Origin of the sequence: Streptomyces sp. MBT65 (genome assembly GCF_016612545.1) — a bacterium.
Classification (GTDB): Bacteria; Actinomycetota; Actinomycetes; order Streptomycetales; family Streptomycetaceae; genus Streptomyces.
Genome location: NZ_JAENRY010000467.1, coordinates 1 through 10,476, shown reverse-complemented (window position 1 = coordinate 10,476; position 10,476 = coordinate 1). Strand labels below are relative to the sequence as shown.

Annotated in this window: 12 protein-coding genes; 6 read left to right on the top strand and 6 right to left on the bottom strand. The window is 71.2% G+C overall.

Features of this window, described 5'->3' with window-relative positions:
* Nucleotides 1–255, bottom strand: a 255-nt coding sequence (locus JHN63_RS48265; RefSeq protein ID WP_307782167.1) for a MarR family transcriptional regulator, incomplete at its 3' end; no start/stop codon positions are given.
* A gap of 56 nt (nucleotides 256–311) precedes the next feature.
* On the opposite strand from JHN63_RS48265, the gene JHN63_RS48260 reads away from it, so the two are divergent.
* Genes JHN63_RS48260 through JHN63_RS48250 form a run of 3 tightly spaced genes read left to right on the top strand, consistent with a single transcriptional unit; the run spans nucleotide 312 to nucleotide 2,844 of the window.
* Nucleotides 312–1,397, top strand: a complete 1,086-nt coding sequence (locus JHN63_RS48260) for a Gfo/Idh/MocA family oxidoreductase (RefSeq protein WP_200691484.1) — start codon at nucleotides 312–314, stop codon at nucleotides 1,395–1,397.
* A complete protein-coding gene (locus tag JHN63_RS48255; protein ID WP_200691483.1) occupies nucleotides 1,394–1,909 on the top strand; it encodes a heme-degrading domain-containing protein in 516 nt (171 codons plus the stop codon). Before JHN63_RS48260 ends, JHN63_RS48255 begins: the two co-directional genes overlap by 4 nt.
* A 59-nt stretch (nucleotides 1,910–1,968) precedes the next feature.
* A complete protein-coding gene (locus tag JHN63_RS48250) occupies nucleotides 1,969–2,844 on the top strand; it encodes an LLM class F420-dependent oxidoreductase (protein ID WP_200691482.1) in 876 nt (291 codons plus the stop codon).
* 82 nt (nucleotides 2,845–2,926) lie between these two features.
* On the opposite strand, the gene JHN63_RS48245 is transcribed toward JHN63_RS48250, so the two are convergent.
* The 4 genes from JHN63_RS48245 to JHN63_RS48230 all read right to left on the bottom strand — a co-directional run bounded on the left by JHN63_RS48245 (nucleotide 2,927) and on the right by JHN63_RS48230 (nucleotide 5,523).
* Nucleotides 2,927–3,784, bottom strand: a complete 858-nt coding sequence (locus tag JHN63_RS48245; RefSeq protein WP_200691481.1) for a fumarylacetoacetate hydrolase family protein — start codon at nucleotides 3,782–3,784, stop codon at nucleotides 2,927–2,929.
* A gap of 129 nt (nucleotides 3,785–3,913) precedes the next feature.
* Entirely contained in the window at nucleotides 3,914–4,570 is a 657-nt protein-coding gene (yidC, locus tag JHN63_RS48240) for a membrane protein insertase YidC (RefSeq protein ID WP_200691480.1), read from the bottom strand.
* A gap of 71 nt (nucleotides 4,571–4,641) precedes the next feature.
* Nucleotides 4,642–4,938: a DUF6412 domain-containing protein gene (locus tag JHN63_RS48235; protein ID WP_200691479.1), complete on the bottom strand. Its 297-nt coding sequence runs from the start codon at nucleotides 4,936–4,938 to the stop codon at nucleotides 4,642–4,644.
* A gap of 57 nt (nucleotides 4,939–4,995) precedes the next feature.
* A complete protein-coding gene (locus JHN63_RS48230) occupies nucleotides 4,996–5,523 on the bottom strand; it encodes a helix-turn-helix domain-containing protein (protein ID WP_200691478.1) in 528 nt (175 codons plus the stop codon).
* 69 nt (nucleotides 5,524–5,592) lie between these two features.
* On the opposite strand from JHN63_RS48230, the gene JHN63_RS48225 reads away from it, so the two are divergent.
* Nucleotides 5,593–6,990, top strand: a complete 1,398-nt coding sequence (locus JHN63_RS48225; protein ID WP_200691477.1) for an MFS transporter — start codon at nucleotides 5,593–5,595, stop codon at nucleotides 6,988–6,990.
* 38 nt (nucleotides 6,991–7,028) lie between these two features.
* Here the strand turns inward: JHN63_RS48225 and JHN63_RS48220 are convergent, their stop codons facing one another.
* Nucleotides 7,029–7,811 (bottom strand): class E sortase, encoded by a 783-nt coding sequence (locus JHN63_RS48220; protein ID WP_200691476.1) that lies wholly within the window; start codon nucleotides 7,809–7,811, stop codon nucleotides 7,029–7,031.
* Nucleotides 7,812–8,051: 240 nt separating this feature from the next.
* Here JHN63_RS48220 and JHN63_RS48215 point away from each other — a divergent pair, with 240 nt between their 5' ends.
* Nucleotides 8,052–9,527: a beta-1,6-galactanase gene (locus JHN63_RS48215; RefSeq protein WP_200691475.1), complete on the top strand. Its 1,476-nt coding sequence runs from the start codon at nucleotides 8,052–8,054 to the stop codon at nucleotides 9,525–9,527.
* A 29-nt stretch (nucleotides 9,528–9,556) separates the two neighbouring features.
* On the top strand, nucleotides 9,557–10,476 hold a 920-nt coding region (locus JHN63_RS48210; protein ID WP_234478820.1), incomplete at its 3' end, for an MFS transporter.

The window sequence follows — 10,476 nt, the reverse complement described above, 5'->3', positions numbered from 1 at the left end:
AAGATCACCGCTCGGCTCCGCGACGAGGCCGGAGTCGCGGAGCCGAGCGGTGATCTTGCTGACGGCCTGCGGGGTGAGCCCGGTGCGCTCGGCGAGTTCGAGGCGGCTGATCCCGTCCGTGCCGGCGGTCCGCAGCAGGTCGAGGACCAGCGCGGTGTTGTGACTGCGGACGGCGAGCAGATTCGCACCCACCGCACTCGCCGAACCGACCCCTGTCCTTGTCCCTGTCGCTGTCCCGCCCCACTCACTGTTCACACCCCCATTCTCCCCACCACTTGCACTTTGGCAACAGCGTTGCCAAAGTGGAGGGCATGACTGGACGCACGACTCGCACACCCCTCCGCGTCGGCCTCGTCGGCTACGGCCTCGCGGGCTCCGTCTTCCACGCCCCGCTGATCGCCGCCACCGAGGGCCTCGCCCTGGACACGGTCGCCACCTCGAACCCGGAGCGGCAGGAACAGGCCCGCGCGGAGTTCCCGGACGTCCGTACGGCCGCGTCTCCCGACGAACTCCTGGCCCGCGCCGACGACTTGGACCTGATCGTCATCGCGTCCCCGAACAAGACGCACGTCCCGCTCGCGACCAGCGCGCTGAAGGCCGGCCTCCCGGTCGTCGTGGACAAGCCGATCGCCGGCACGGCGGCCGAGGCCCGCGAACTCGCCGCGCTCGCCGAGGAACACTCCCTCCTGCTCTCCGTCTTCCAGAACCGCCGCTGGGACAACGACTTCCTGACCCTGCGCAAGCTGCTGGCCGAGGGCGAGCTGGGCGACGTATGGCGCTTCGAGTCCCGGTTCGAGCGCTGGCGCCCGCAGCCCAAGGGCGGCTGGCGCGAGTCCGGCGACCCGGCGGAGATCGGCGGTCTGCTCTACGACCTCGGCAGCCATGTCGTGGACCAGGCGCTGACCCTCTTCGGCCCCGCGGCCTCCGTGTACGCCGAGTCGGACATCCGTCGCCCGGGCGCGGAGACGGACGACGACACGTTCTTCGCGATCACCCACACGAACGGCGTCCGCTCACACCTGTACGTCTCCGCGACCACCGCTCAACTGGGCCCGCGTTTCCGGGTGTTGGGCTCCAAGGCGGGCTATGTGAAGTACGGCCTCGACCCCCAGGAGGCGGACCTGCGGGACGGAAAGCGCCCCGGCACGGAGAAGGTCTGGGGCCAGGAACCCGAGTCGCTCTACGGCCGGGTCGGCGCCGGAGATTCCCCGCTGACCGGCGGTGGCCGCCCCGAGCCGACGCTCCCCGGCGACTACCCCGCGTACTACGCGGCCGTCGCCGCCGCCCTCCGTGACGGCGCCCCCAACCCGGTGACCGCCCTGGAGGCGGCCGCCGCCCTCGACGTACTGGAAGCCGCGCGCCGCAGCGCCCGCGACGGAGTGACGGTGACCCTGTGACCCAGAACAAGCCCGCGATCACCCGGCGGATCGCCCCGGAGATCACCCCGACGGTGGAGGAACTCGAGGCGCAGGAACGCCGGTTGGTGTTCCGGCGCTTCACCTACGAGGACGCCTGGACGCTGGGTTCCCTGCTCGTGGAACTGGCCCGCGAGAGCCAGGCGCCGGTCGCCATCGACATCCGGCGCGGCGGTCAGCAGCTCTTCCACGCGGCACTGCCGGGCTCGTCCCCGGACAACGACGCGTGGATCGACCGCAAGCGCAAGGTGGTCGAGCGCTTCGGTGCCGCCTCCTACCTGGTCGGCACCCGCTTCCGCGCCAAGGGCAGCACCTTCGAGGACTCCTCCCGGCTCGACCCGGACGAGTACGCGGCCCACGGCGGCTCGTTCCCGATCAGGGTCGAGGGCGTGGGCGTGATCGGCACGGTGACGGTGAGCGGGCTGCCGCAGTTGCAGGACCACCGGTTCGTGGTGGCGGCGTTGGAGCAGTTCCTGGGCGACGGACGGGATTAAGCCGGGACCGGCTCCGGTTGGCACTGTCCGTACGCCCGACAGCGGAGGGAACAGCACCGATGAGCGCTACGCCGAAGAAGCTGAGGGAAACGGTCGGACGGTACGGCATCTGGAGCGTGGGCCTGCGCACCGAGGATCCGGCCCGGCGCGGTGAACTCGCCGACGCGGCGGCCGAGTTGGAGCAACTCGGTTACGGCGCTGTCTGGTTGGGCGGCAGCAGCGCCGCCCGGCACGCCGTACCGCTCGTCGAGGCGACCTCGACGCTCGCCGTCGGCACCAGCATCCAGAGCATCTGGCAGTACGACGCGGCCGAAAGCGCCGCGAGCTTCGCGGAGTTGGAGGCGGCCCACCCCGGCCGTTTCCTGCTCGGCCTCGGGGTGAGCCACGCCAAGCTGGCGGACCAGTACCGCCGCCCGTACTCGGCACTCGTGAGCTACCTGGACGCCCTGGACACGGCCGGGGTACCCGCGGAGGGTCGCCTTCTCGCCGCGCTGGGCCCGAGGACGATCGAGCTGGCCCGGGACCGGTCGGCGGGCTCGATCCCGTACCTGGTGACACCCGAGCACACGGCGCGCTCCCGCGAGATCCTGGGCGAAACCCCTCTGTTGGCCCCGGAGTTGAAGGTGGTCCTGGAGACGGACCCGACCCGTGCCCGCACCCTGGCCCGCGAGGCCCTCGCCCCCTACCTCGGCCTCCCGAACTACACCGACAACTTCCTCCGCAACGGCTTCACCGAGCCCGACCTCGCGGACGGCGGCAGCGACCGGCTGGTCGACGCGGTGTTCGCGTGGGGCGAGGAGTCGTCGATCAGGGCCAGGATCGACGACTTCCTCGCGGCGGGCGCGGACCATGTGGCCCTACAGGTGGTGGCCGGCAACTCCCACGAGGAGCTGCCTCGAGAGGCATGGCGCAGGCTCGCCTCTCTCCTGGCGTGAGCGAAGGCCGCCTTCAGGGACGCGGAGCCGTATCGATACGCGGCTCCGCCACATGGGCGCGACCAGCCACACCCCCCACCCCTCAGGCGTCCTTGAACTCCTGCCGCTGCCTGCCCAACCCCGCGATCTCGAGCTCGACCACATCCCCGGCCCGCAGGAACGGCTTCGGCTCGGGCTGTCCCAGCGCGACCCCCGCCGGCGTACCGGTGTTGATGACGTCGCCGGGGTACAGGGTCATGAACTGGCTTACGTAGCGCACCACTTCGGCGACCGGGAAGATCTGCTCGGCGGTCGTGCCGTCCTGCTTCAACTCCCCGTTGACCCACAGCTTCAGCGAGAGCGCCTGCGGGTCGGACACCTCGTCCGCCGTCACCAGCCACGGCCCCAGCGGGTTGAACGTCTCGCAGTTCTTCCCCTTGTCCCAGGTCCCGCCCCGCTCGATCTGGAACTCCCGCTCGGACACGTCGTGCGCGACCGCGTAGCCCGCGACATGCGCGAGCGCCTCCTCGTGCGAGGACAGATAACGGGCCGTACGTCCGATGACTACCGCCAGTTCGACCTCCCAGTCCGTCTTCACGGACGTGCGGGGCACGAGCACGGTGTCGTACGGCCCGACGACCGTGTCCGCCGCCTTGAAGAAGATGACGGGTTCCGCGGGCGGCTCGGCGCCGGTCTCGCGGGCGTGGTCGTGGTAGTTCAGCCCGATGCACACGACCTTGCCGATCCGGGCCAGCGGCGGGCCGACCCGCAGCCCGTCGGCGTCCAGCGCGGGCAGTTCACCGGCATCGGCGGCGGCGCGGATCCGGCCGAGCGCGGCGGTGTCGGCGAGCAGCGGCCCGTCGATGTCCGGGACGATGCCGGACAGGTCCCGCAGGGTTCCCTCGGCGTCGAGCAGCGCGGGCCGCTCCGCCCCTGCCGTACCGACTCGCAGCAGCTTCATGTTCACCATCTCCATCGATCGTGCGGGCCGTCGACCGATGGGTGCAGCCATCGGATGACTGGCCGATCCTCCAAGCTCACGGTCCAGTCCGCAATACCCGGTTCACGGACTGGACCGTCACCACGCCCCTCAGCTGTACAACAGGGCCCGTTCGACCGCGCTCCAGGCCGCGCTGGTCGTCACGTACAGCGCGACGGCGAGCGGTACGACGGCCACGGTGACGAGGGTGAAGTAGGACATGAGCGGCAGCACCCGGCCGACGGCGCTGTCGGCGGCCGCCGTCCGCCGGGCCCGGACGTAGGTGAAGGTCGCGACCGCGGCGACGACGGCGAACAGTCCGACGTAGACGAGCCCGGCCGGCCCGAACAGCCCGTCCCCTGCGAGCGCGTCGGCCCACCGTCCGCCGAGCGGCGCGGCGAACAGCCGGTGGGAGAGCAACTCGTCGCCCCCGCCGGAGAACAGCCGGTAGAGGAGGAAGAACGCCGGGAGTTGCAGCAGGCTAGACAGCAGTCCGGACAGCGGGGACACCTTCGCCTCGGCGTGCAACTCCACTACGGCGGCGCTGAGTTTCTCGGGCTGCTTCGCGTACCGCTTCCGCAACTCGGCGATACGCGGCTGAAGTTGGGCCCGCGCCCGCTGTCCGCGCGCGGCGGCCCGGGAGAGCGGATGGACGAGGAGTCGTACGAGAACCGTGAACAGGACGATCGCGACGGCGACCGCGGCCGGGCCGAACAACGGGTGGAGCAGGTCGGCGAGTTGGCCGACGGCGTGGGTGAGTACGGACATGGGTGAGCCCTCCGTGGGTCTCGTCGTGCCGGAGTGGGGCATGGCGATGTGACGACCCGCGCGGGAATGCTTTACGCGGTGGTCGTCCGGAGGGCGTGTCCGGGGGCTCGGGGGCGTGGCCGGCCCGAGGCGTCGGGGTCGCGCTGGGGCAGGAACGCCGTACGGCGGGCCCGGTCGCGGATGGCCGTACGGACCCGGGCGGGCGGCACGGCGGGCACGCGGCGCGCGGTGAGGAGGGCGCGGACGGCGAGGGCGGTGGCGGTCGCGGCGAGCGCGACGGTGACGGCGGCGGGAAGGCCGCCGGCGTCCACCAGCGTCAGCGGGAACAGCAGGAGGAGGAACAGGAGGGTGGCGCGACCGCGGTTCATCGGCTGCCCCTCCCCTCCCCGACCAGCGCTCTCGTCCTGTCAGTTATACCGGACCGGTCACACCGGGTCGGTCTCGATCGGCTGGAGCAGTCGGCGCGGCTGGAGGAGGGCGCGGCTGACCGGATCCGCGGGGTCTGGGTTGAGTCCGGGGCCGGGCACCATGAGGACGTCCCCGGCCGGGACGACGAACCCGCAGGCGGGGCACTCGCCGTAGGAGCCGAGTTCGGTGTCGCAGGCCGTGTGCCGGAAGTAGCGGAGCTGGGGCTCGCCGAACTGCTCGCGGCCCCACCGACCGAGTGAGCGCAGCACCGGCCACAGCGCGATCGCGCGGTCGGTCGGGACGTACTCGTCGCGCGGCGGGGACTCCTGGTACCGGCGCTTCTCCAGGATGCCGGCGGTGGTGAGGGCCTGGAGGCGGGCGGCGAGGACCGCGCGCGGGATGCCGAGGTGGACGAGGAAGTCGTTGTAGCGCCGGACGCCGTAGAGGGCGTCGCGGACGACGAGCAGTGTCCAGCGCTCCCCGACCACCTCCAGTGCCCGGGCGATCGAGCACTCCTGTGTCGCGTAGTCCTTGCCCAGTGCCATGCCGCCCACCTTAGCGATTTCCCGACGCGTGGGTTCAATGAACGAACCTATGGTGTTACGGTACTCCACATGACTAGGTTCAGTGAACGAACTCTCAGCCGGACGGCCGAAGCTCCGCCGGTCTCCGAGCCGAGCGTGCCGCACCCCCGCGCCACCCTCGCCCTGACCAGCGCGGCCACCGCCGTGGCGCTGATGACGTACACCGCGCCGATGGTCACGCTCCCGGACATCGCCGCCGCCCTGCACACCCCGCTCTCCGCCCAGGCCTGGCTGCTGAACGGCACCCCGCTGGGCCTGGCCGCGCTGCTCCTGGTCGCCGGCAGCCTCGCCGACGACTACGGCCGCCGCCGGATCTTCCTGGCCGGCACCTTCGCGCTGGGCATCACCACCGCACTCTCCGCGCTGACCTCCTCGACCCTGCTGTTCACGCTGACCCGGATCGCGCAGGGCGCGTCCAGCGCGGCGCTGCTCGCCAGCAGCCTGGGCCTGATCGTGCACGCCTTCCCGACCCCGCGCGGCCGACTGCACGCGACCGGCGTGTGGGGCGCCTTCGTCAGCGGCGGCATAGCCGTCGGCCCGCTGGTGACGGGCGCGCTACCGGACTGGCGCGTGGCCTACGGCGTCCTCGGCGCCGCCGCGCTCGTCGTCGCGGCCCTCGGCATCCGTACGTTGTCCGAGTCCCGCGCGCCGCGCGGCGGACGCCCCGATGTCGCCGGAGCGGTCACCTTCGGGCTGGCGCTGGTCTCCCTCGTCGCCGCGCTGACCCTGGGCCGCGACGGCTGGCTGCGGGCGCCGGTGGCCCTGCTCGCGCTGGCGGCCGTGGTGCTGGTCGGCGTCTTCGCGCTGGTGGAGCGCCGGGGCGCGACCCCGATGATCGACCTGGGCCTGCTGCGCCACCGCCTCTTCCTGGCCTCCTCGGCGGGCGGCCTGTTCACGGGCTTCGCGGTGATCGGCCTGTTCAGCTTCCTGCCGGCGCTGCTCCAGCAGACACTCGGCCTCTCCGCGATGGACACGGCCTGGCTGTTCCTGCTCTGGTCGGGCCTGTCCTTCACGGTCGCCCTCCAGGCCCGCCGCCTCGCCGGCCGCGTCTCCTCCCGGCACCAACTCACCCTGGGTTTCCTGCTGCACGCGGCCGGCGTCCTGACGATGCTGGGCGCGCTGGACTCCGGTTCCTGGGTACGGCTGCTGCCGGGACTGGTGATCGCCGGGGTGGGCAGCGGTCTGCTGAACGCCGCGCTGCCGCTGCTGTCCGTGGAGTCGGTACCGGCGGCCCGGGCCGCGATGGGGTCCGGGGCGCAGCAGACGTTCCGGTACATCGGCTCGTGCGCGGGGGTCGCGCTGACGATCGCGATCGCCACGTCGGCCGGGGGCGGTCTTGCCCGGGGCGCGGACATCGCGATGGTCGTGTCGGCGGGGCTCGCGGTGGTGGCGGCGGTGAGTGTGGGGGTGTTGCGGGAGCGGGCGTGAGGCCTCAACACGGCTGTGCGTTCAGCGGGGTTGGGCCCTCACCGGGGATGCGTGGAGGTGAGCGTGCCCCACACCGCCATGCGGTACCTGGACGTGAACTCCGGCGTGCAGGTGGTGAGGGTGATGTAGAAGCCGGGTCGGCTGTAGCCGTAGGACGGCTTGACGATCGAGCGCGGGATCGGCCGGATGACGCCCGAGTCGGCGGCGGAGGTCTGCGGCAGGATCTTGTCGACCGTGTAGGTGAAGGTGGCCGCGCTCGTCTCGACCTGGACGGTGTCCTTGAGGCGCAGGCGCGGGAGGTACCGGAACGGCTCGCCGTGGGTGTTGCGATGCCCCGCGAGCGCGAAGTTCCCTTCCTGGCCCGGCTGTTGGGTGCCGGGGTAGTGGCCGACGTACCCCTTGTTGAGCACGTTCTGCTTGCTGACGCCCTCCGCGATGGGGACGCGGAGGTGGAGGCGGGGGATGGTGAGGATGGCGTACGCCTGGGAGGCGTGGGGGGTGGTGGATCCGCCGGCGCCGGTGTCGGTGGTGGTGCTCCGGCGGGGTGAACCGCCGCCCGCCGTACCGGTGTCGACTGATCCTTTGTCGGCCGACGAGGTGCCGCCGCCCACCGCGCCGGGCGTCGCCCATTGCCGCTCCAGGGCCTGTACTTGATGCTCGGCGCCCTGACGGGCCTCCCGGTTGGTCCACCACAGTTCGTGGACGACGAGGAGGAGCAGGACGACCCCGGCGGTGACGAGGAACTCCCCACCGGTCCACAGGACGCGTCGGCCCAGCGCACGGCGTCGACGGCCGCGGTGCTGCACGACGGGAACCCGCATGGGCCGCACGATAAGGGCCGGTTCGCGAACTCACCAGACTCATGACTCCTGTTGGCGGCGGAGGCGGCGGTGAGGCGGTGGTGAAGGCCGCCGTTCGATCCTTCGTACACGGGTTTTAGAAAGGGGTGACACAACTCTCGACAACCCCATACGCCGCACCCGATGCTTCCTGGTGGCACGAGCCGGGGGGATGGCCGACGCCGGTGGGACGACCGGCGGTTGAGCGAATCGGGAGTAGAGATGATCCGACGCAGAACCCTGCTGGCCGCAGCGGGCGGTGGGCTCCTCGGCACCGCCCTGGCGGCCGGCACCGCGCGCGCCGACGCGACGGTCGCGGTCAACCCGGCGACGAAGTACGGCACGTGGGAGGGCTGGGGCACCTCGCTCGCCTGGTGGGCGAATGTCTTCGGCGCCCGGGACGACTTCGCCGACATCTTCTTCACCACCAAGTCGACGACGTACAACGGCACTTCACTGCCGGGCCTGGGCCTGAACATCGCCCGCTACAACCTCGGCGCGTGCAGTTGGAACACGGTGAGCGGCGAGTCGATGGTCGCCTCGGCCAACATCCCCGCGTTCAAGCAGATCGAGGGCTACTGGCAGGACTGGAACAACGAGGACCCCACGTCCTCGGCCTGGAAGTGGACGGCGGACGCGACCCAGCGGGCGATGCTGGTGAAGGCGACGGCACGCGGGGCGACCACCGAGCTCTTCGCCAACTCCCCCATGTGGTGGATGTGTCTGAACCACAACCCGTCGGGCGCCTCCGGCGGCGGCAACAACCTCCAGTCCTGGAACTACCGCCAGCACGCCTCCCACCTGGCGGCCGTGGCCCTCTACGCGAAGAACAACTGGGGAGTGAACTTCGCGACGGTCGAGGCCTTCAACGAGCCCTCGTCGAGCTGGTGGACGGCGACCGGCACGCAGGAGGGCTGCCACATGGACTCGACGGTCCAGGCGGCCGTACTCCCCTACGTCCGCAGCGAGTTGGACGCCCGAGGCCTGACGAGCACGAAGATCTCGGCGTCCGACGAGACGAGCTACGACCTGGCGCGGACGACCTGGAGCGCCTTCTCATCCACGACGAAGGGCTACGTCAACCGCGTCAACGTCCACGGCTACCAGGGCTCGGGCGGCCGTAGAGACCTCCTGTACACGGACGTGGTGACGACGTCCGGCAAGGCCCTGTGGAACTCCGAGACGGGCGACAGCGACTCCACCGGCCTGACGATGGCGAGCAACCTGCTCTACGACTTCCGCTGGCTGCACCCCACGGCGTGGACGTACTGGCAGGTCATGGACCCGTCGTCCGGCTGGGCCATGATCGCGTACGACCAGAGCACGCTCACGGCCGGCGCGGTGCAGACGAAGTACTACGTGATGGCCCAGTTCAGCCGTCACATCCGCCCCGGCATGACGATCCTGGACACGGGCGTGAGCTACGCGGCGGCGGGCTACGACGCGACGGCGAAGCGCCTGGTGATAGTGGCGGCGAACACGGGCTCGTCCTCGACGACCCTGACCTTCGACCTCTCCAAGTTCACGACGGTGGCGGGTGGTTCGAGCGGCCTGGTCCCGCGCTGGAACACGGTGACGGGCGGCGGAGGCGACCTCTACACCTCCCACTCGGACACCTACCTGAGCGGCAAGACGGTGAGCGCGACGTTCGCGGCCGGGGCGGTGCAGACCTTGCAGATCGACGGGGTGGTGATCTGACCGCTCAACTCGGAGGCGGCGGTGGGCGGTTGGGCCCGCTTGCGCAACTCGGAGGCGGTGGTGGGCAGTTCGGCCTGCTCGCGCTGGCGCTCGGCGGTTTCGGAATCGGTCTGACCGAGTTCGTGATCGCCGGGCTGCTGCCACAGGTGAGCCGCGGCCTGGACGTGTCCACGGCCGCGGCGGGCTGGCTGATCTCCGGCTACGCGCTGACGGTCGCGGTAGGCGCGATAGCGATGACGGCGGCAACAGCACGGCTGTCCCAAAAACCAATCCTGGTAGGCCTGTTGGCCCTGTTCGTGGCGGGCAACCTGCTGTGCGCGATCGCGCCGAACTACCCGACGATGCTCCTGGGCCGCGTGGTGGCGGCCCTCTGCCACGGCTCCTTCTTCGGCATCGGCTCCCTCGTGGCGCGCCGCCTGGTCCCTCCCGAACGGGCCTCCCGCGCGGTCGCGATGATGTTCGCCGGCCTGACGGTGGCGAACGTGCTGGGCGTCCCCTTCGGCGCCCTCGTCGGCGAACGGTGGGGCTGGCGGGCGACGTTCTGGGCGATCACGGCGATCGGTTCGGTAGCGCTGGCGGCGATCGCCGTACTGGTACCGGGCTGGGCGGGACGGGTGCGTGGGGGTGCGGGTCTGCGGACCCAACTCCGCTCCTTCCGCTCGACCCAGGTGTGGCTGACCCTGACCGCCACGGCCCTCGGCTACGGCGGCATGTTCGGTGCGTTCAGCTACCTCGCGTACACGTTCACCGAGGTCACGGGCTTCTCGACGGCGGATGTCGCCTGGCTCCTGGTCGTCTACGGCACGGGCCTGGTCGTAGGCAACATCGCGGGCGGCCGGGGCGCGGACCACAACCGGGACGTGACGCTGATCGTGTCCCTGGCTGGTCTGACGCTCACGCTCGTCGCCTTCGGCCTGCTGCTCGCCAGCAGGCCGAAGGCGACGAGCGT

Coding starts and splice junctions, on each gene's coding strand:
- JHN63_RS48250 (WP_200691482.1), top strand. CDS start 1,969: ATGAGCGCTACGCCGAAGAAGCTGAGGGAAACGGTCGGACGGTACGGC.
- JHN63_RS48260 (WP_200691484.1), top strand. CDS start 312: ATGACTGGACGCACGACTCGCACACCCCTCCGCGTCGGCCTCGTCGGC.
- yidC (WP_200691480.1), bottom strand. CDS start 4,570: ATGTCCGTACTCACCCACGCCGTCGGCCAACTCGCCGACCTGCTCCAC.
- JHN63_RS48220 (WP_200691476.1), bottom strand. CDS start 7,811: ATGCGGGTTCCCGTCGTGCAGCACCGCGGCCGTCGACGCCGTGCGCTG.
- JHN63_RS48235 (WP_200691479.1), bottom strand. CDS start 4,938: ATGAACCGCGGTCGCGCCACCCTCCTGTTCCTCCTCCTGCTGTTCCCG.
- JHN63_RS48215 (WP_200691475.1), top strand. CDS start 8,052: ATGATCCGACGCAGAACCCTGCTGGCCGCAGCGGGCGGTGGGCTCCTC.
- JHN63_RS48230 (WP_200691478.1), bottom strand. CDS start 5,523: ATGGCACTGGGCAAGGACTACGCGACACAGGAGTGCTCGATCGCCCGG.
- JHN63_RS48225 (WP_200691477.1), top strand. CDS start 5,593: ATGACTAGGTTCAGTGAACGAACTCTCAGCCGGACGGCCGAAGCTCCG.
- JHN63_RS48245 (WP_200691481.1), bottom strand. CDS start 3,784: ATGAAGCTGCTGCGAGTCGGTACGGCAGGGGCGGAGCGGCCCGCGCTG.